The sequence below is a fragment of the Methanobrevibacter sp. genome, assembly GCF_036307625.1.
In the GTDB taxonomy this organism is placed as follows: Archaea; Methanobacteriota; Methanobacteria; order Methanobacteriales; family Methanobacteriaceae; genus Methanocatella.
Genome location: NZ_JAXJXF010000132.1, coordinates 1 through 20,711 on the forward strand (window position 1 = coordinate 1; position 20,711 = coordinate 20,711).

General features: G+C 34.3%; 24 protein-coding genes and 2 tRNA genes. 18 read left to right on the top strand and 8 right to left on the bottom strand.

Annotation, left to right across the window (positions count from 1 at the left end; translation table 11 throughout):
- Positions 1 to 238 precede the first annotated feature (238 nt).
- From UIB65_RS08550 to UIB65_RS08580, 7 genes are read left to right on the top strand one after another with little or no spacing between them, the layout of a single operon-like run.
- A complete protein-coding gene (locus UIB65_RS08550; protein ID WP_330040947.1) occupies positions 239 to 760 on the top strand; it encodes a pyruvate ferredoxin oxidoreductase subunit gamma in 522 nt (173 codons plus the stop codon).
- 12 nt (positions 761 to 772) lie between these two features.
- Positions 773 to 1,015 carry a pyruvate synthase subunit PorD gene (porD, locus tag UIB65_RS08555; protein ID WP_294999778.1) on the top strand — a complete coding sequence of 81 codons (243 nt, stop codon included), beginning with the start codon at positions 773 to 775 and terminating at the stop codon, positions 1,013 to 1,015.
- 13 nt (positions 1,016 to 1,028) lie between these two features.
- Positions 1,029 to 2,177, top strand: a complete 1,149-nt coding sequence (porA, locus tag UIB65_RS08560) for a pyruvate synthase subunit PorA (RefSeq protein WP_330040948.1) — start codon at positions 1,029 to 1,031, stop codon at positions 2,175 to 2,177.
- A 2-nt stretch (positions 2,178 to 2,179) separates the two neighbouring features.
- A complete protein-coding gene (gene porB / locus UIB65_RS08565) occupies positions 2,180 to 3,049 on the top strand; it encodes a pyruvate synthase subunit PorB (RefSeq protein WP_296805379.1) in 870 nt (289 codons plus the stop codon).
- 11 nt (positions 3,050 to 3,060) lie between these two features.
- A complete protein-coding gene (locus tag UIB65_RS08570; RefSeq protein WP_330040949.1) occupies positions 3,061 to 3,561 on the top strand; it encodes a 4Fe-4S dicluster domain-containing protein in 501 nt (166 codons plus the stop codon).
- Positions 3,562 to 3,570: 9 nt separating this feature from the next.
- Positions 3,571 to 3,810 (top strand): 4Fe-4S dicluster domain-containing protein, encoded by a 240-nt coding sequence (locus tag UIB65_RS08575; protein ID WP_330040950.1) that lies wholly within the window; start codon positions 3,571 to 3,573, stop codon positions 3,808 to 3,810.
- A 49-nt stretch (positions 3,811 to 3,859) separates the two neighbouring features.
- Positions 3,860 to 4,702, top strand: a complete 843-nt coding sequence (locus UIB65_RS08580; RefSeq protein ID WP_330040952.1) for a fumarate hydratase — start codon at positions 3,860 to 3,862, stop codon at positions 4,700 to 4,702.
- A gap of 34 nt (positions 4,703 to 4,736) precedes the next feature.
- Here the strand turns inward: UIB65_RS08580 and UIB65_RS08585 are convergent, their stop codons facing one another.
- The 4 genes from UIB65_RS08585 to UIB65_RS08600 all read right to left on the bottom strand — a co-directional run bounded on the left by UIB65_RS08585 (position 4,737) and on the right by UIB65_RS08600 (position 7,062).
- Positions 4,737 to 5,621 (bottom strand): PhoU domain-containing protein, encoded by an 885-nt coding sequence (locus tag UIB65_RS08585; RefSeq protein ID WP_330040954.1) that lies wholly within the window; start codon positions 5,619 to 5,621, stop codon positions 4,737 to 4,739.
- An 8-nt stretch (positions 5,622 to 5,629) separates the two neighbouring features.
- Positions 5,630 to 6,577, bottom strand: coding sequence for a hypothetical protein (locus UIB65_RS08590; RefSeq protein ID WP_330040955.1), 948 nt, complete (start codon positions 6,575 to 6,577; stop codon positions 5,630 to 5,632).
- A gap of 290 nt (positions 6,578 to 6,867) precedes the next feature.
- Positions 6,868 to 6,940 (bottom strand) — tRNA-Thr (locus UIB65_RS08595).
- 39 nt (positions 6,941 to 6,979) lie between these two features.
- Positions 6,980 to 7,062 (bottom strand) — tRNA-Leu (locus tag UIB65_RS08600).
- Positions 7,063 to 7,235: 173 nt separating this feature from the next.
- Between UIB65_RS08600 and UIB65_RS08605 the strand changes: the two genes are divergently transcribed.
- The 7 genes from UIB65_RS08605 (at position 7,236) to UIB65_RS08635 (ending at position 12,500) form a co-directional block, all read left to right on the top strand.
- Positions 7,236 to 7,403, top strand: a complete 168-nt coding sequence (locus tag UIB65_RS08605) for a 4Fe-4S binding protein (RefSeq protein ID WP_330040956.1) — start codon at positions 7,236 to 7,238, stop codon at positions 7,401 to 7,403.
- A gap of 13 nt (positions 7,404 to 7,416) precedes the next feature.
- Positions 7,417 to 8,202, top strand: coding sequence for an adhesin (locus UIB65_RS08610; RefSeq protein WP_330040957.1), 786 nt, complete (start codon positions 7,417 to 7,419; stop codon positions 8,200 to 8,202).
- 11 nt (positions 8,203 to 8,213) lie between these two features.
- Positions 8,214 to 9,494 (top strand): oligosaccharide repeat unit polymerase family protein, encoded by a 1,281-nt coding sequence (locus UIB65_RS08615; protein WP_330040958.1) that lies wholly within the window; start codon positions 8,214 to 8,216, stop codon positions 9,492 to 9,494.
- A 259-nt stretch (positions 9,495 to 9,753) separates the two neighbouring features.
- On the top strand, positions 9,754 to 10,401 hold the full coding sequence (cbiM, locus tag UIB65_RS08620) for a cobalt transporter CbiM (protein ID WP_330040960.1): 648 nt from the start codon (positions 9,754 to 9,756) through the stop codon (positions 10,399 to 10,401).
- Position 10,402: 1 nt separating this feature from the next.
- Entirely contained in the window at positions 10,403 to 10,708 is a 306-nt protein-coding gene (locus UIB65_RS08625) for a PDGLE domain-containing protein (protein ID WP_330040961.1), read from the top strand.
- A 112-nt stretch (positions 10,709 to 10,820) separates the two neighbouring features.
- Positions 10,821 to 11,651, top strand: a complete 831-nt coding sequence (gene cbiQ, locus UIB65_RS08630; protein ID WP_330040963.1) for a cobalt ECF transporter T component CbiQ — start codon at positions 10,821 to 10,823, stop codon at positions 11,649 to 11,651.
- Between the two features lie 9 nt (positions 11,652 to 11,660).
- A complete protein-coding gene (locus UIB65_RS08635; protein ID WP_330040965.1) occupies positions 11,661 to 12,500 on the top strand; it encodes an ATP-binding cassette domain-containing protein in 840 nt (279 codons plus the stop codon).
- Here the strand turns inward: UIB65_RS08635 and UIB65_RS08640 are convergent.
- The 4 genes from UIB65_RS08640 to UIB65_RS08655 form a co-directional block, all read right to left on the bottom strand.
- Positions 12,497 to 12,700: a hypothetical protein gene (locus UIB65_RS08640; protein WP_330040966.1), complete on the bottom strand. Its 204-nt coding sequence runs from the start codon at positions 12,698 to 12,700 to the stop codon at positions 12,497 to 12,499. The genes UIB65_RS08635 and UIB65_RS08640 overlap by 4 nt on opposite strands.
- 50 nt (positions 12,701 to 12,750) lie before the next feature.
- Complete coding sequence (locus UIB65_RS08645; RefSeq protein ID WP_330040975.1) at positions 12,751 to 12,981, bottom strand: FeoA family protein; 231 nt, start codon at positions 12,979 to 12,981, stop codon at positions 12,751 to 12,753.
- 129 nt (positions 12,982 to 13,110) lie between these two features.
- Positions 13,111 to 15,129 carry a ferrous iron transport protein B gene (gene feoB, locus UIB65_RS08650; RefSeq protein WP_330040967.1) on the bottom strand — a complete coding sequence of 673 codons (2,019 nt, stop codon included), beginning with the start codon at positions 15,127 to 15,129 and terminating at the stop codon, positions 13,111 to 13,113.
- Between the two features lie 490 nt (positions 15,130 to 15,619).
- Positions 15,620 to 16,120, bottom strand: coding sequence for a hypothetical protein (locus UIB65_RS08655; protein ID WP_330040968.1), 501 nt, complete (start codon positions 16,118 to 16,120; stop codon positions 15,620 to 15,622).
- A 91-nt stretch (positions 16,121 to 16,211) separates the two neighbouring features.
- Between UIB65_RS08655 and UIB65_RS08660 the strand changes: the two genes are divergently transcribed.
- The 4 genes from UIB65_RS08660 to UIB65_RS08675 form a co-directional block, all read left to right on the top strand.
- Positions 16,212 to 16,673, top strand: coding sequence for a MarR family transcriptional regulator (locus UIB65_RS08660; RefSeq protein ID WP_330040970.1), 462 nt, complete (start codon positions 16,212 to 16,214; stop codon positions 16,671 to 16,673).
- Positions 16,674 to 16,909: 236 nt separating this feature from the next.
- Positions 16,910 to 18,163, top strand: coding sequence for a tripartite tricarboxylate transporter permease (locus tag UIB65_RS08665; protein WP_330040971.1), 1,254 nt, complete (start codon positions 16,910 to 16,912; stop codon positions 18,161 to 18,163).
- A 335-nt stretch (positions 18,164 to 18,498) separates the two neighbouring features.
- Positions 18,499 to 18,714 carry a hypothetical protein gene (locus tag UIB65_RS08670; RefSeq protein WP_330040972.1) on the top strand — a complete coding sequence of 72 codons (216 nt, stop codon included), beginning with the start codon at positions 18,499 to 18,501 and terminating at the stop codon, positions 18,712 to 18,714.
- 48 nt (positions 18,715 to 18,762) lie between these two features.
- On the top strand, positions 18,763 to 20,711 hold a 1,949-nt coding region (locus UIB65_RS08675; RefSeq protein ID WP_330040974.1), incomplete at its 3' end, for an Ig-like domain-containing protein.

Here is a 20,711-nt window from a genome sequence, read left to right on the forward strand (position 1 = left end):
ATATTAACCCTTTGAAAATAAATTTTCCAATAATTATCACATATGTTAAAAAAATTATAATAAATCATTAAAAATATAATAAAGAAACTATATGAATTATTAAAAAAATAAACAAAAAACTAATTATCCATTAAATCCAACTAAACAAATTTATTAAAAAATAATTAAAATTACATAAAATTTATATATTTTAGAATTTATAATGATTATACATGATAAATATATGGAGGAAAATTTAATGATTGAAATTCGTTTTCATGGAAGAGGTGGACAAGGTTCTGTAACAGCTGCTGAAATCTTGGCTAAAGCAGCATTTAAAGACGGAAAATATGTTCAAGCTTTCCCATTTTTTGGAGTTGAACGTAGGGGAGCTCCAGTTATGGCTTTCACCAGAATTGATGACAAGCCAATCGATTTGAGATACCAAATCTATAATCCAGACTATGTATTAGTTTTAGACGATGGATTATTGAATGTAGTAGATGTATTTTCAGGAATTAAAGACAATACTGAAGTAATAATCAATACTGTTGATTTTGAAGGCAGTGGCGAACATACAGTATACAGTATTGATGCAACTGGAATCGCATTAGACATGTTAGGACGTAACATTGTAAACACAATCATCCTAGGATATTTTGCTAAAAAAACCAATGTAGTAAGTATTGAATCACTTGTTGAAGTGATTAGAGAAACCTTCCCTGGAAAAATTGGAGAACTAAATGCGGAAGCTACTCAAAAAGCTTACGAAATGGGATAAAAAGGTGAGAAAATGGTAAATATAGGCTGTGTAATTACAACACCCGGAAGTAGTAAAAATAACAAAACTGGAAGCTGGAGAACTTTCAAACCTATTTTAGATAAAGAAAAATGTATTGACTGTGATAATTGCATCGTATTCTGTCCAGATTCTAGTGTAAACAAACAACATGATATTGATTACGATTACTGTAAAGGATGTGGAATTTGTGCGCATGAGTGCCCATCCGATGCAATCGAAATGGTAAAAGAATAGAGAGAGTGATTTAATGATAAGAGAAGTAATGACCGCAAACAAAGCAGTTGCAGAAGCTGCAAGATTGGCTAAGCCACAAGTTATTCCTGTTTATCCAATTACTCCACAAACTACAATTTCAGAATATTTAGCACAATATGTTGCTGATCAAAAAATCGATGCTAAATATGTTAAAGTAGAATCCGAACACAGTGCAATAAGTGCTGCTGTCGGAGCAAGTGCTACAGGAGTAAGAGTATTTACAGCAACATCTTCACAAGGACTAATGTTAATGCATGAAATATTATTTGCAGCAGCAGGTATGAGAACACCTTTCGTTTTAGCTGATGCAAACCGGGCAATTTCTGCACCATTAAACATTTGGAATGATCAACAAGATTCCATCGCTCAAAGAGATGCAGGATGGTTGCAAATTTATGTTGAAAACGCTCAAGAAGCATTAGACACTACTTTAATGGCTTACAAGATTTCTGAAAATCCTAAAGTATTACTCCCATCAATGGTATGTTTAGACGGATTCATTTTAACCCATACCGTCGAACCTGTAGAAATTCCGGACCAAGAACCGGTAGATGAATTTTTACCTCCATACAATGCTGAACATGCATACCTTGATCCGAAAGACCCAATGTCCATTGGTAACCTAGCAGACCCAGATTACTATCTTGAAGCAAGACATGACATGCAAGTCGCAATGGAAAACTCACTTGAAGTAATTCAACAAACCTGTGATGAATTTGCAGAAATATTCGGAAGAAAATATGGACTTGTTGAACCATACAAAACAGAAGATGCAGACATCATATTTGTTGCAATGGGATCACTTTGCAGTACCATTAGAGTGATTGTTGACCAATTAAGAGAAAAAGGCGAAAAAGTCGGTTTGCTTAAAATTAGAGCTTACAGACCTTTCCCAGTAGAAGCAATTGATGAAGCTGTTAAAAATTGTGAAAAATTAGCAGTAATTGATAAAAACGTAACATTCGGTATCGGTGGAGCATTATACACCGACATTAAAGCAAAAATACACAAAGATGCTTACGGATTTATTGCTGGTTTAGGTGGAAGAGACATTACACCTGATGCAATTTTAGAAGTTTACGAAAAAACTAAAAATGTGCCTGAAAAAGAAGTCACATGGATTGGACTTAAGGAGGAATAGATATGGTAGACATACCTGATAAAAATTTATTAGCACCAGGACACAGAGGTTGTGCTGGTTGTGGAGCATCTATTGCAGTTAAATTGGCTTTAAATGCATTAGGAGAAAATACTGTAGCTATTTCTGCTACTGGTTGTCTTGAAGTTATGACAACTCCTTACCCAGAAACTGCTTGGGAAGTTCCATTCATTCACGTTGCATTTGAAAACTCCGGTGCTGTAGCATCCGGTGTAGAAAGTGCATTAAGAATCCAAGGAAAAGACGATGTTAATGTTATCGCTTTCGGTGGTGACGGAGGAACTGTAGACATCGGTTTACAATCCCTTTCCGGAGCTATGGAAAGAGGACATAACATGACCTACATCTGTTATGATAATGAAGCATATATGAACACAGGTATCCAAAGAAGTGGGGCAACCCCATTCGGTGCAACCACAACCACATCCCCTATGGGAAGCGCAAGTTTTGGTGAAGACAAACCTAAGAAAAACATGCCTATGATTATGGCAGCACATGGAATACCATATGTGGCTACAGCATCAATAGCTTTCCCAGAAGATTACGTTAAAAAAGTTAAAAAAGCTGCTGAAACCAAAGGACCAGCTTACATACACTTGCAACAACCATGTACTACCGGTTGGGGATTCTCTTCTGAAAAAACAATTGAAATGGGTAGACTAGCTGTGGAAACTGGATCTTGGATTTTATATGAAATCGTGGACGGCAAGTTCGAAATCACTTACAGGCCAGAAGAACGCAAACCTGTAAAAGAATACTTAGGACCGCAAAAAAGATTCAGACACTTGGATGACGAACTCATTGCGAAAATACAAAAATACGTTGATGCAGAGTGTGACGAATTAGGTTTATAGGAGGCTAAACAATGGAAAAAATTTCTGTAAATAGCAATTTATGTGATGGATGTATGAATTGTGAAAATATGTGTGCATCTGTCCACAGTGCTAGTAGAATAAAAATTATAGAACATCATTCTTTATATTATTCCATTGTATGTCAACATTGTGAAAATGCACCATGTATCAAAATCTGTCCAACCGATGCAATTGACGACAACGGCGTCGATACTGAAAAATGTATAGGTTGTGGATTATGTGTAATGGTTTGTCCATTCGGTGCAATGACATTCCAAGCAAGTATTGCTGAGAAATGTGACCTCTGTGCTGACAGAGAAGAAGGACCTGCATGTATTAAAGCATGTACCAAAAGAGCCATTTCTATCGTTGATCCTGCTAAAGTCAAATCTAAAAATCAGGAAAAATTCTTGTCCAAAATGGCAGGATTATATGAACCCGAAGGTAAGAAAAGTGGCTTTGTCCATGTAATTACAAGTCAAGCAAGAGCAAGACTTGTTTTAGACGAATAAAATAGAATTATGTTAAATTCAGGAAATTGTACAGATTGTACAACCTGTGGAAGTTGTCAACAAACACCAAATGTTGACACTCCCAACTTATTTTGTATGAATTGCCAACCATCAGAAGCTCCATGCATTGAAGCATGCAAACAGGATGCCGTTGAAGTTCTGGGCGGAGCCATCACAATAAATGGCGAAAAATGCAATAGATGTGGAGACTGCGTTGAAGTTTGCCCAATCAATGTAATTAAAATTTAAATATCTTGAAATCAAAAAATAAGATTATAAAATTTACAAGGGTTTTATTTTGATTTCCAAAGATACCATTAAAGATACTGTTTATGAACTTTACAAAAAGGCAGTCATTGTTCTAGGTGAAGATGTTAAAAAATCACTTGAAGATGCACTTAAAATTGAAGAACATGAGCTTGCAAGGTTAAATATTGAAGCGATTTTAAAAAATATTGAACTTGCAGAAGAAAAAGGCATTCCAATGTGCCAAGATACAGGTCTGCCTGTGATTTTTGTCAAATTAGGAAATGTTGAAGTTGAAGACCTGCGCGGAGGAATTGAAGAGGGGATTAAAAAAGCCACAAAAGAAATCCCAATCAGACCTAACATCGTAGACCCGCTAACCCGTGAAAATACCAACATCAATGTGGGAGATTACATCCCACCCATTGACATTGAACTGATTGATGCAGACTATATAGAAATTACAATATTGCCAAAAGGATTCGGTTCAGAAAACAACAATGCATTAAAAATGGCACTTCCTGCAGAAGGAATCGAAGGAGTAAAAGAATTTGTCGTGGAATCCGTCCTGAAAGCAAAAGGAAAACCATGTCCACCAACTGTCATTGGAGTTGGAATAGGCGGAACTTCAGATTTATGTCTGAAACTTGGTAAAAAGGCATTGCTTGGAAAAATAGGTGAAAGAAATCCGGATCCTCAATTAGCCAAACTGGAAGAGGAAATTTTAGAAGAAATCAATGCGTCTGGAATTGGGCCAATGGGACTTGGTGGAAAGACCACCGCATTAGATGTAAAAATTTTAAAAGCACACACCCACACTGCAGGCTTGCCTGTTGGAGTATGCGTACAATGCTGGGCAGATAGACATGCCACAACAAAAATATATGATAACTAGATTGGTTTAATCCAATCACCTTTTTTTAAATAATTTATCTGAAAGACCTTGGAGTGGTGGACCTAGGAATATTTTCATGGAATTCAATGGAAACATCCATTATTTCAACAGAAATGTCCCCCATCCTTTCAAATGCTTTGATAACTCTGAATAAATAAATAAAATAATTTGAACGCTCTTTTTCATCAAATGAATTCTCAGCCATTTGAGTGGCAATCAGATTAATAGCTTTAGATTGAAGAATATGAATTGAATCCTCCAACTCCATTAAATCCCCTTTTAATTCAGTTTTGCCTTCAATGAATGATTTCATAGCCAAACGAATCATTTTTTGAGCGGTCTTATACATTTTCTTTAATTTCTTAAGGATATTATCATCAATCCTATACACATCATTGATTACGAATTTTGCAATATGGCCACAATAATCTCCGATTCTTTCCAAATCATATGCAACTTCATTATAAAGCATTGATTTTGAAAATTCTGAATGCTTATTGATGCTGACTATGGTTTCAACAGAGGTTCTGATTTTTTCAACCATATTGTTGGTGGCAAAATCCATTTCCAAAGCATGATTGGCCTTTTCCGCATCATATTCCAAAACTGCAGTGAATGACTCTTCAAGCTGAGAATGAACATGCCTTGCCATGTTGGCCAGCATATCATTCACCAGGACATTTCCTGAACTTTCTTTAGGGCTAACGTAATCGCTTAATGATTCGGCAATCTTTTCATATCCCTTTATGTCAATAACATATGCCCTTTTGATAGTGCCATCTTTAATTAATGGCTGCAATAATTGAGTAACATATCTGCGAGTTATCCCTAGTTTTTCTGCAATTTCATCCTGAGTGGAGGGATTTTCATATAAAATCAAATCCAATATATCCTTCAGGGTTTTGTCTTTTTTACTCATATTACCTCTTACTTTTTATATTCATCCAGCAAATCATTGGATTCAAATTGGATATTTTTAGAAGACTTGTTAATCTTATGACCTTTCTCAACAGGCTCCGGTTTGACATCCTGCTGAGGCTTTGAAGCTTTTTCATTTGATAAATTTTTAGAGAACTTGCTGTTTCTGTGATGTTTATGAGTTGCCTTATTTTGATATTGGGATTTGGAATGGGCAACCCTTCTGTAGTTTGAATCACCATATTGAGGTTTTCTCCTAACATGTATAACTTTTCTATCAGAATATCCTTCATCCTGTTGGCGATAAAACTTATTTTTTTCAACGAATCCTTTTACATCCTCTTCTGAAACAGATTCACCGGAATGGTCTGAATTCCAGGCGGAACTTAAAATCCTCACTATTACAGTCACCAGCAATATGAATGCAATAACTGCAATAGGGAAATCGAATACTTCGAATATAGGGTGGTAGAGATTAGTGACGGGATTTCCAAAATCCACGAATCCTCTAGCTAAAAATATTATACCTACAATAGCTATAATCACACCATGAACTTTTTTAACGTTTTCAGGCTTTAAGAATAACGGATAGACACTGATAATTATTAAAGCCAAACCCAGAATCCTGTACAAATTATTATCAGCAAAATCCTGAAGTGAAAGATAAACATTTAAGAAAGTTCCAGGCAATATTCCCCACTCTGCCAGGAATGAACATATCAACAACAATTGGATCAATGCTATTACTATCAATGGAAATACATATGCAACATCCCATTCAAATTCATGTTTGATAGACACATTGGACACCGGTTTTTCTAACGCTTCGGAAAGCATATTATATAACACTGATGAAATAACAGAGCCTATAACGGTACCTGCAACCCCTAAAACAGATGTTAAAATTGCAACAAAAGCTGAAATAAAACCAACCAATATTATTTTTGAATAATTCATTACTTCCACCTCACATATATTACATATTCAAAGACATTAATTATATCTTAAATAGATATATTTTTCAAAGTATTTAAACTATTGTTAATCTACCATGCATCATTTTAAAAATATCATCTTTTATCGTTTTAAGAGAATATCACTTGCCAAAATCATTAATAACAACATAGTGACCATTTCCATTCGGATATTGATAATTATGTGATTAATTCAATTCGGAATGTCATCAAGGCCTGCATAAAATAATCGATTCAAAAAAAAAATGTTAAAATTATAAAAAAATAGCCTAAAGCCTTAGGGGGGATTCGAACCCCCGACTTCTACCTTACCAAGGTAGCGCTCTACCACCTGAGCCACTAAGGCATAATCGAGAATGAAAAAAATCTTAAAAAGTATAAATAGTGCAAGGGAAGGGATTCGAACCCTCGAAGGCCTATACCAGAGGATCTTAAGTCCTCCCCCTTTGGCCGCTCGGGCACCCTTGCATACAATATTGATATTTAATTTTGTAGTATATAAATGTTGCGATTTTTTTACATAAATTCAAAAAATAACACAAACTACACATTAATATTATCTAACAAAGTATATAAATATTAAGTTAATCAAACCCTTATATAATAAAGTTTTTTTAAATTCAAATAAAATGGTGTATTAATTGCAAATTGATATGGAAGAATGCGGAATTTGTGAAGATTGTATTGACGTTTGTATGGAAGAAGCTATTACAAAAAAAGCATATAAAGTCATTATTGACAATGAAAAATGCGATTCCTGTGGCGAATGCGTAGATGTTTGTCCAGTTGGCGCAATTTACGAAGATTAAACAGGTTTTAAATATGAAAGAAATTCTCAAAAAGTTTTCATTAGTCGACTACATAATCATCATATTAGTGATATGTGCAGTAGTTTTCGCCTTCATACACATCACTTCAGATGATTCATCACACATACAAAAAACTGCTTTCGATGCATCAACCATAAACAAAATACCTGACACATACTTCCCAAATTACATGGCCGGAAATGTAATGAAAGCAACCGTAAAGGGCACTAATGCAACAAACGGCGAAGAAGTAAATATCAACGGTACCATAAAATGGGTAGAGGACAACGGAGGAACAAACATCAAAGTATTAATTGATTCTGAAAACAAGCCATATTTGCTTGGATTATACAAAAGTATTCCTGAAGCAGATATTTACATCAAAACACTATCCATTGAAACAAATGGTACAAAATATGAGAATCTAGTTGAATTTAACGTGAAACCGATGAATATATCATCATTAAATGATATGGTAAGTAAAATCCCAAACGGCACAGATTATGAAATTTCAACAGAAATATCAACAAAAACAATTGATTCCACCAAAATGCAAGAAATTTCAAATGTTTTAAATAGTAAAGATAAACGAGAATCAATTAAATGTCAAGATCCCGGCACAAATACAAAACTAAAAATCATCAAATCAACTAACGACAACATAAAGGATGCTAATTCAGTTTTAGGTAATTTCAATGGAATTACAAAAGACATAACAATTAGGGTTTATAATTGCAGCGACAGCCAAATGAATGCAATTAAAAACAGCTATGACGTGTTGAATATTAAAAACTTTTAAGTTGGTAAAATATGAGCCTAATCTACTCTAAATTTACTTCAATTGTAAATAGAATCAGTTATGAATTCCACAAATCACTTCTGTTTACAATAATTTTTTCCATTTTATCATTCATAGAACAACAATGGCTCAAAAGTTATTTTAAAAAGTTCTACCCAAGCGAAAATTTCCTAAACTTTTTAAACAGAAACAACATCATAAAAAATCACATATTTAATCCGCTGATTGTGATTTTGCTGTTTTCAATATTCCTATTATTGTCACTGAATACCGTAACAACCAGCCTGGCAATTACACTAGCTATAGGATTTGCCGCATTCATTATTGGATCAGCCGTGCTTCCAAAATTTTTACTCAACAACAATACAAAAGCAGCAATAGAATTTAAACGGGACGACATTTACTCACTTGGATTTTGTTTAATGTTGGTAAGCATAGCATTTTTCTTTTTGAGCATCGCTTCTGTTGGAGGAATTCCAATTCTAAAGCCTTCAATTAGATATCTACTCAAACCAGCATTTACAATGCCTGTTTTTTTAATCATTCCCTCAACCTGCTTAATTGCAAGTGCATACCTTAAAGATTTTCAGATGAACAAACTTACTCGCCCACAGGTGAGATTCAGATTCCTATTACTGCTGGCGATTGACTGTGCATTATTATTAACTCTAGGGTATAGGACACCACTACTTGCATCATTTCTTATAATAATAATCATAGGTTACTTTGGAAATATTGTTTCTCCATGGGAAGTTGTTGTCGGAGGATTAATTGGTGTATGTGCAATCATAGGAATTGGTTATTTTAGATCAGTTAAGGAGTTCAGCATAACAACTGCAACAAACCCATTGAGCACACTCCAAAACAGGGCGGACTTCACACTGCATGTTTTAAACTTGCTTGATTTTCTTGGAGGAGATTTCGGTTTAACACACGGTAAATTATTGGCCAGTGCAATTCCAGGAAGCGAACTGGGACCAAGAATGACTGTAGGAAAGCTAATTGCCTGGAGAAGTGAAGTTACAATAACACCCACACTCATAGGACAGATGGTAATCGATTTTGGAAAAGTGGGTGTTGCAGTGGAAATGTGCATTTTAGGTTTCATTTTAGGAATAGGATTTAAAATTATTCAAAAAACCAAAGACTTCTTTTATATTGGCCTTTATAGTTTACTTTTAACATATGCAATTTTAGGCATTGAAACCGGAATTTTAGACATTCAAGTAATCGTATACTTTTTAATAGCCATTTTAATTTATGCAATTTACTTAGTAAAAGTAAAAAATTAATTGCTTTTTTTGGATTCCAGTATTACAAAAAACTATAGATAATACTAATTTGTATTACTTTAATAACATTTATATATGCAATATCCTTATAAATATTATACATCAAGTGAAAATAGTAATTATTACGCATTAAATTTAAAAAAAATACATTAAACTTGATATTTTAGGAAAATACTAAATTAAAAAAGAGATAAGTAATACAGCATATATAAAATGAAAACAAAAAAGTATTACTTTTTGAAATATGGAGGAATGAAAATTGCATATACCTGACGGATTTATTCCTATTTCACAATGTCTAATATATTATGTGATTCTAATAGTTGCATTGTATTTCTCTGTGAAATGGGCAAGAAACAACTTGGATGAAAAACGTATCCCTCTTTTAGCTGTATTGGCTGCCGGTATCTTTGCAATCATGTCCATGAACATGCCAATCCCATTCGGTACAAGTGGACACATGGTTGGAGGAGCATTAGTGGCAATCGTATTCCTTGCGCCTGAAGCTGCAGTATTAGTATTTACAGTTGTATTATTAATACAAGCATTAATCTTCGGAGACGGAGGAATCACTGCATTAGGAGCCAACGTATTAAATATGGCAATTATTGGAGGATTTGTAGGACTTTACACATTTAAAGGATTGCAAGGAATGATTGGAAAATACGCAGCAGCAGGTATCGGCGCCTGGTTAGCAACAGTTATTGCAGCACTTGCCTGTGCTATCGAAATGGGAATTGCTGGAACCTTCCCAATGAACATTGGTATTCCATCAATGGTACTTTACCATGTCTTTATTGGAATAATCGAAGCAGTATTAACCGTAATTGTTCTTGTGGCTTTAGATAAATTCAGACCAGATTTACTCGCATGGAACAAAAAAGATGTGACTGAAGGAGATGCATAATATGGATAAAAAAGACATGACATTAATTGGAATTGCAGTCCTAATCTGTGTTGTCATTTGTGTTCTCTCACCATACATCGCATCTGGCGACCCAGACGGATTGGAAAAATCAGCGGAAGACGCCGGACTTGACGAAAACTTCACAGTAGAAGAAGTCAACGGTGTTCCAGAAGCAGCCCTCCCAGATTATGCATTTGCAAACGATCCTGAAAACCAAGCATTGCAAGTCGTGGCCCTGATAATAGGCGTACTTGTAACATTGGTAGTAGGATATGTTGTTGCAGAAGTTGTAAAACGTAGAAATTAATTCAATTAATTTCTACTATCCCTTTTTTTAAATAATAATTGAAATTGATTAAAATTAACATAAGCAAATAATAATATATTACGAATTTTTAATATTATAATAGTGAATTGATATGGCAGACATAACACAGATAATAAGATTCGATGATTTGGCTTCACAGGACAGCCCCATACATAATTTAGAAGGCAGGATTAAATTAATCTCAACAATTTTTATAATCGTTGTTTGTGTTGTCTCCAACGAAATTTTCATACCAATAATTTTAGAAGTCTTTCTACTCATTATTCTTAAAATTGCCAAGCTTTCATACAAAGATTCATTCAAACGTTTACTGATGCTGCTTCCGTTTGGTGGCGCAGTAATTATTTTTCAACCGTTCATCCAACCGGGAAACGTTATCTGGAGCTATTCATGGTTGAACATAACTGACGTGGGACTCAATTGGGGAATTCTATTGCTGGTCAGATTAATCGTGACCCTGACAGCAGTAATCATCTACTCATCAACAACACCACTTCAAGAAATGGCTAGTTCATTCAGGAAATTAAAAATGCCAAGGGATTTGGCAATGATATTATCCATCATGGTTAGATTCCTATTTTTATTTGTTGATGAGCTTGCTGCAATACGCAAAAGTCAAAAATCAAGGAATTTCAACATCCATTCCAAAAACGTACCCTACAAATGGAGAGTTAAACAAGTCGGATATACGGTAGGAATGATGTTTCTGAAGGCATATGAACAGGGAGAAAGAGTTCACAAAAGTATGATAAGTCGTGGATTTTCAGATACCTCAGAAATGTTCAATGAAAAAAAATCCCCTGAAAAAAGCGATTATATGTTCCTGATTTCAATAATAATTTTAGTAATCATATTAGAAATCATATTATTCAAATTCGGTGGTCAATTAGGTTACTTTGGTCAAAATTTATCAATTAATTAGAGGTTTAAAATGACAGACATCCATTTAGAAACAAAAGACTTATGTTTTACTTACCATGACGGTACCCAAGCTTTAAAGAATGTAAATATTCAAGTCAAAAAGGGGGAGAAAATAGCTATTATAGGACCAAATGGTGCAGGCAAATCTACATTATTTTCCCATTTCAACGGTTTGACAGAGCCTACCTCAGGACATGTTGAAATAGACGGCAAAAAAATCATATTTGAAAGAGATGAACTACTTAAAGTAAGGCAAAAAGTGGGGATAGTGTTTCAAGATCCAAATGACCAGCTTTTTGCACCAACCGTGAAAGAGGATGTTGCCTTTGGACCAATGAATCTGGGGCTTGAGTATGATGAAGTTAAAAAAAGAATCGAAGAAGCACTTGAAATGGTTGGAATGAGAGGGTTTGAAGATAAAACACCTCACCACCTAAGTGGAGGCCAGCAGAAAAGAGTAGCCATTGCAGGCATTGTAGCCATGAGACCAGACATAATGATTTTGGACGAACCCACAGCAGGCCTTGACCCGGAAGGTGTTGATAAGGTATTAGCCATCCTGAACAAGCTCAATAGTGAAGGAATGAGCATTGTAATTTCATCACACGACATAGAAATGGTAAACGAATTTGCAGATAAAATCTTTGTTTTATACAACGGAGAAATAATAGCTGAAGGAAACAACCATCAAATATTTTCCGATAAGGAATTATTAAAAAAAGCTCATCTAAAAGCGCCAGTGACAACTGAAATATTATATAAATTAAAAGAAAACGGATTGAATGTTGACACTGAAAAATTGAGCATTGAAGAAACAGTAAAAGAAATATTAAAAGCTAAAAATATTTAATTTGTAGCTTTTTTTCTATTTTTAAATTTATTTTTAAGTTTGACAATGAATTCAAACTCTTCCTCAAGTTCAGGATAATTGCCGAATCCACAATTAGGACAGTGAACCTGATTGCAGTTATCATGTTTACCGCAACTGACGCAACCCCTGTTTTCTAAAGCGTTTTCATCAAACTCGAAACCGCACATACGACATTTCATAATAACACCGTTAAAAAAAGAATTAAAAAAATAAATAAAAAACATTGAAGTTATTCAACTTCAATATTTTTAGCTTCTTCTTTACGAAGACAAACATCGTAACCTTTAATAGTCATTTCAATAGGATCTCCCAAAGAAGCTACTTGTTTAACATGAATTTGAGCTCCCCTTACAAAACCCATACCTAATAAATGTCTTCTTAAATCTACGTCACCGGTATCGTGATATTTAACTAAGGTTACTGTTTCACCAGGTTTTACATCACTTAATGTTTTCATAATATCACCATTACAATAAAATAAATTTTTAGGTATACAAAACTTTGTACAACATAGTATATAAAGATTTAGTCATAACTAAAAAATTAAAAAAATAATGATAATTAGTAAACTAATTACCATCACATATGTTTATCCAAATCCAGCCAATAAACCAACATTGTAAATTAATAAAGATACGATGTATGCAGTTACTAAAGTAATACATGCCATGGTTAAAGGCCATTTCCAACTGTTGGTTTCCTGTTTGATTGCACCGAGAGATGCAAAACAAGGCACATACAATAAACAAAATGCCATGAACGAATATGCAGATAAAGGAGTAAATGCATCATGAACTAACTCTGTTACACCTTCTTCATCATCTTCTTCAAGTCCGCCTAAAGTAGCGAATGTTGATACAACCACTTCTTTAGCAACCAAACCAGTAAGGATTGCGATACCAGCTTGCCATGTTCCGAAACCTAATGGAGCAAATATAGGTGCAATTGCAGTACCAATCATACCTAATACACATTCTTGGGATCCGTATTCTACACCCATAGGCAAGTAACTTAAAATCCAAATAACAATAGCTGCACCTAAAATGATGGTACCTGCTTTTCTTAAAAATCCTTTGGTTTTATCCCAGGTATGCAACAATACACCTTTTACAGATGGAACTTTATAAGTTGGAAGTTCCATAACAAATGGTGCAGATAAACCTTTAAACATAGTTCTTTTGAGTATTCCTGCAACGATAAGTGCCACAACAATACCTAATAAATAGATAGACAACAATATTAAACCTTGATTTGCAGTAAAGAATGCTGCAATGAAGATTGAGTAGATTGGCAATCTGGCAGTACAAGACATGAAAGGAATAAGCATCATGGAAAGTAAACGGTCAGATTCGTTTTCCATTGTTCTTGTTGCCATTACAGCAGGCACTCCACAACCGAATCCCAAAATCATAGGGATAAAAGCTTTACCGTGAAGACCGACTAAAGAGTGCATGATTTTATCCAATGTGAAAGCAGCCCTTGCCAAGTATCCGCTGTCTTCCAAGATACTTAAGAACAAGAACATGAGAATAATTTGCGGTAAGAACACAAGTACTCCACCTACACCACCAATGAGTCCGTCTTGGAGGAATGAACCTAACATTTCGTTTCCAACTGCTTCGGCCAAGTATTCACCAAGTGCACAAAATCCAGCATCAATTAAATCAACGAACGGAGTTGCAATTGTGAATGTTAACTGGAACAATAAGTACATTATAATAATAAAAATTGGGATAGCTAAAATCCTATTGGTAACAATTCTATCAATCTTATCTGTTGTTGTTTCTTTTTCGACAGCTGGCCTTTTAACGGCTTCAGCCATCAAACCGTCAATAAATGAATATCTTGCATTTGCAATAACTTCTTCAGCACCTTCCTGATAAACATCGTGAAGGTGGCTTGCCACCTTATCCACTTCAACCATAATCTGAGAACTTTTACTGGATTGTTGAACCTTCTCTATTACGATTGAATCTTTTTCCAAGAGTTTAATTGCAGTCCAAATTGAAGGAACATCGAGCAAACTGCTGTCCTGTTCTATTAATTGCTGAATTGATGCCAAATGTCCTTTAATTTCATTACCATAGGACAATTTTTCACTTGAATCTATCGGGTTTTTTGAAGCCTTTTCCACAGTTGTCAACAATTCTTCAAAACCGTCTTTGGTTTTTGCATTGATTTCTATAACTGGGAAACCTAAAAGTTCACTCATCAACTTAATATCTATTATATGATCTTTTTTCTTTGCAAAATCATTCATGTTGAGAGCCATTACCAAATTAGCCCCCAATTCCATCATTTGGACTGTAAGATATAAATTACGTTCTAAATTAGCAGCATCAACTACATTAACAATAACATCAGAGTCATCATCCACAATGAAATCACGAGAAACAATCTCTTCCATTGAATGAGCACTTAATGCATAGTTACCCGGCAAGTCGACAACATCATAATCATAGCCACCATGTGAAAAGTGACCTTCTGCCCGTTCAACAGTTTTTCCAGGCCAGTTACCTACATGTTGGCGCATACCAGTTAATTGATTGAATACAGTAGTTTTACCCACGTTGGGGTTTCCTGCTAATCCTACAATTAATTCTGTCATTAACCATTCTCCCTTTTATTTAACATCAATAGATGACATTTTAACAAAAACATCACCCATTTACTAAAAAAAATTATTTTCTAGTTTAAGTCTAGACCCGAATATTAAAAAATTAGGTTAACCTAAACATAGTTTACTATTGATTTTTATTCTATATAAATATTTAGGAATACCAAAATAATAAAAATTTAGGTATGCCTAAAAAATCGAAACCTTTATATACCACCATGACCAACATTTTAAACAAGTGATGTAATTTAGGCACACCTAAATTTTTGCCTAAACATTGCTTTAAAACAAAACATATTATTAGTCAAGTAATAATACAATCTCCAAAAATATAGAATAGAATATTGAATTAGCTTTCTCTCAATTTTCTAATTTAATATTCATGGAAAATTACTGCCAAATTTTCCACAAAAACACGATTGGTGTTTAAACTCCTCCATATATTTAAACACCAATTACATCTCTTTTTAAAAAAAAAATTTCAATATCCTTCACCGTCATACGTTGAAGGATCATCATAAATCTCCTCATCCCAGTAATTATCCTCTATATAATCATCCATTTTTTGGTTTAAACCCCAATTATGATTATCATAATAATTATAGGCATCAAAACTAGGGCTGGATGTTGGTACATTAACGTCCTGAGATGAAACAGCGGAACTGTACTTTTTATCCCCATCGAATTTTACCTGCACATTATACCATCCCGCATCATATTTTATACGAAGAAACTTGGTATATGACTTATATTTCCATTCATAATGGCCATTGGAATCAGTGATCGTATAATTGATTTTTCCATTGGTATGGATTTCTCTGCCACGGTCATCAACAAGCTTAATTAAAATAACGCCCTTACCGTTAAGCCATTTGTCAGTGGATATTTTTACATTAACGTTTTCTTTTGCAAACGCAGGACTTGTAAGCAACACAAAGCCAACACAGACAATTGCAAAAATGATGATGATTTTTTTGTTCATAATTGCACCCCATAGTTTGTTGTGTATAATATGTTACAAATACTATTTAAATCTTAATTATTATAATATTAATTAGTAAGGAGCCATTATTATGATAGAATATGACGAAATTATTAAAGATTCTCCATTTTTAGTAAACCACGTGATTTCATTGATGAAAACCCATGACTTTTACATGAATAAACACATCAAAAGCGAAACGGAGATACTTCCAAGCCAATATTACATGCTGCTGTTTTTATATTATGAAATGGGCACAAACCAATCCGACATTGCAAAGGCATGCCTAATGGACAGAAGCGGAGTTTCAAGAGCATTTAAAGATTTTGAGGAAAAAGGATTGATCACAAGAGAAATTGACGAATGCAACAAAAGAGCATATAAAATCACCTTAACAAAAAAGGGAATTGAAACATCCGAATTTCTAATAGAAAAAGAAAAAGAATGGGACAATATGATTTGTGAAGAATTGGATATCCCCCGCAAAGATTTGCTGAAACTTCTAACCAGAGTATCGCTAAAGTCCCTTGAATTCAACAGGAATCAATTCTAATCGATTTTCGATTCAAAATAAATAACTGTCATAATATGCCCCTATCTTTTAAAACATTAACCATTTCTGGAATTTCAATGCCCACTATTTTTTGTCAACTGTTTGAATACATGCAAAACCACAACAATTCTTCAATTGAATAACTATTTCCAAACAACTTTAATTTTTCAAAACAAAGCAAATATTACTTAATTACTTCAACAAAGTATAAATTAAAGTTAGAACAATTAATAGCTATGATTGAATTAGTAATAGCTTGTTTTATAGGCATATTGATTGGAACAACAACAGGAATGATACCTGGAATACATGTTAACACTGCCGGAGCAATTTTGTTCGCATCTTCAAGTTTTCTTTTGACAATCCTCTCACCGGAATTTCTTTGCGTTTTGATGGTTGCAATGTCAATAGCCCATGCCCTGATTGAATTTGTACCTTCAATGCTTTTGGGAGTGCCGCAGGAGGGAACCGCAACATCAATACTTCCAGGACACAGAATGGTTCTGCATGGAAGATCAAAAGAAGTCATAAGAATTGTTTCAGTCGGAGGATTTGGAGCAATCATAGTTACAATATTGATGATGCCAATCTTTGCAGTTGCACTTCCGATAATGCATGATTTGACAAAGCCATTTACATGGATTATCCTGCTTGTTGCATCCGTTTATTTGACTTACAACATGACAAATTCCATGAGGGATTTTTTATGGTCACTTCTTCTTTTCATCCTTTCAGGAATCTTGGGCTGGATTATCTTTCAAACCCCAATTTCATCAGGAGTGTCCCTAATGTGCACATTTTCAGGCCTTTTTGGAATAAGCACAATATTATTCAGCCTGAATGATTCATCAACAATACCTCATCAGAACAAATTTTATGAGCTTAATCTGGATTTGGGGAAATATAAAAGCATTTTTGCAGGCGGAATAACCGGAGCCATACTTGGCTTTCTTCCGGGATTCGGACCTGCACAGGGAACCGTGATAGCGCAGGCTGCAAGCGGCACAAATGACAATGACGATGATGACACAGTTAACTTTTTACTTGCAACTTCAGGACTGAACGTTTCGGATTGTCTTTTTTCATTGATTGCAATCTATATCATCGGAAATCCCCGAAGCGGAATTGCCGTTTACATGTCTTATCTAATCTCTGAGATGACACTGAACCATTTGATGATTTTTATTTTCGCATCCCTGATAGCAGTGTCTGTTTCATTGGTATTGTCTTTAAAATTAGGAGATTCATTTTCCAGACTGATGGGAGGTGTTGATTACAAGAAATTATCCATTGGAGTGATATTGCTTCAGATATTGATATTATACATCTTCATTTTTTATTATCAGGCTCCGGTTTTTTATATGACTCTGGCTTTGATTACTTCAACAGCCATGGGAATGCTTCCCCATTACATTGGAGTTGGAAAATCCCATCTTATGGGAATACTGATTATTCCAGCCATCGTCATTTATATGCAGATGTTTATTTAGGTGATAACATGGAAAAAAAAACATTATTAAAAGAATATGAAGAGTTTTTGTGGACAATTATTTAAAACAAACAAAATATGATATCATCGCCAAAACGGATAAATCATCCAAAACTCATGTTTAAAACGTCCGAATCATGAAATGATTTCATGAAGTTATCACTAAAATTTTCTAAGTTTTCTTTTAATGAAACCAATATTTTCCAAATTAATGTTTTGAACATTACTATTTTAAATAAGTATTTAATCAACCATCCCCCTCAATTTTAACATTACAAAAACATTTTTATATTCATCAAAAACAAAATTTTTAAACAGAAAAGGAGTTAAAAAAACATGAAATACAAAAGTATAATATTGATTCTTTCTATTTTTATCCTATTCAGCATTGCCAGTGTAAGCGCTGGAGAAGTTGACGATAAAGTAATGATGAGTGATGAAAATCAAGAAATAGAATCAACATCTATAGAAAAGGATTTGAAAACAACGGATGACAACCAAGTACTAAGCAAAACAAATGATGATGAAATACAAAGTGTAAAAGATACTTAAATTATTGGCGAGGATATTGATCCAAATACAAATGCCACATTTGATGATTTGAAAAAAGAGATTGGTGAAGGAGGAAATATCACACTGAAACATAAATTCTATAATTATGATGGCACAGGTCAAGAACTAGAATTTATTAATCTATGTGTTCCCAACAGTGTTATTGACGGTAACGGTGCTGCCATTGACATGAAAGGATCAGATACCCAAGTATTCCATATAACTAATAACAATATAACAGTTAAAAATCTGACAATTAAAAATGCATGTCGTGACACAACCGGTCTTGCTTTTTATATTACTGGTAATGATGCTAAATTTTTCGATTGTAATTTCATTGATAACAATGGACAGTGGAAGGGTTTAATTTACTTTGAAGATTATAACAATGGTGTTGTGACAAATTGTACTTTTATCAATAACCAAGGAGACCAAAACAGTTGGGGTGGTGCAATTTTCAATGAAAATGGTAATGTTACTGTGACAAATTGTTATTTTAGTGGAAATTATGCTGGGGAAGGTTCTGATATTTATTCAGAAGCCTATTCAGTTACTGCAGACACATGTATCTTCAAAGATTCAGACACAACCGTCAATACGCAGATTGTTCCCCCTACATTGAATGTGGATGATTTCATAACACTCAATAATTCCGGTGAAAAATTAACATTTGACTTGAGAACAAATAGTGGCATGTCTGTCAACAATGGAAATATATCAATAAGCGTATACGATAACAATGACACTTTAATCGGAGAATACAGCTGCTTAAGCGGTGAAGGATGGACTGTTGATTTGCCGGTCGGCACATATTATGCCATTTTCAATACTGAATATGCTGGATTTGAAGCAATCAACAGAACCATAACAGTAATTCCAAACACAGAATACTATATTAATGTAACCCCAGTGACAACCAGCAACAAGATAGTTAACCTCACTGCAAAATCAAACATACCAACCGACATTATAGGTGGCAAATTAGTGTTTATCCTACCAAACGGTGATGAACTCAACGGAACATATGATTCCAAGGACACATGGTGGGTAATGCACACATTTGAAGATTACAAAACTTATGAAATCAATGCAACATATACCAATTTTAAAAAGACAACTGTCAACAGCGCAACCATAAACATTAGAAAAACCAATTCAACTATTTATCTTGATGATATCGTTCTAGATTACCCTGAATCCAAACTTGTTGCCGTACCAACTGAAGGTGCAACAAGCATCACCGCCAAGATTGATGATAAATCCATTAGTGTTGTTGATAATTTTACAATTCAAATTTCAGATTTGGATGCTGGAAACTACACTTTAGCAGTGACAACAATACCTGATGAAACCCACATCTCCGTAACTAAAACAGTGACAATTACTGTTAATAAGGCATCAGTGAAAATTGTTGCAAGTGATTTGGAACTAAACTTAGATGACAAATCCAAAGTCAATTATGCATTGGAACCTGAAGAAGCTACTGGACGAATTTATTTTGAAAGCGATAACCCCGAGGTTGCCAATGTCGCATCTGACGGAAACATCACCGCACTTTCAGCAGGCACAGCAAACATCACAATCACATTCGACGGAAATAAAAACTACGAAAAAAGCAACAAAACCATAAAAATCACAGTAAACAAAATCAACTCAACCATAAACATTGACGACCAAACATTAGATTACGGGAATTCCCTAAACATCACTGCAGATACAACAGGCACTAAAGGAATTACCGCAAAACTAGATGGCAAAGATGCCAAAGTTGACGGATACACAATAGAAATTCCAGTATTAGATGCAGGCAGCTACACATTAACAGTTACCACAATTGCCGATGACAATCACAATCCAGTTACAAAAACAGCAAAAATCACAGTAAACAAAATCAACTCAACCATAAACATTGACGACCAAACATTAGATTACGGAAATTCCCTAAACATCACTGCAGATACAACAGGCACTAAAGGAATTACCGCAAAACTAGATGG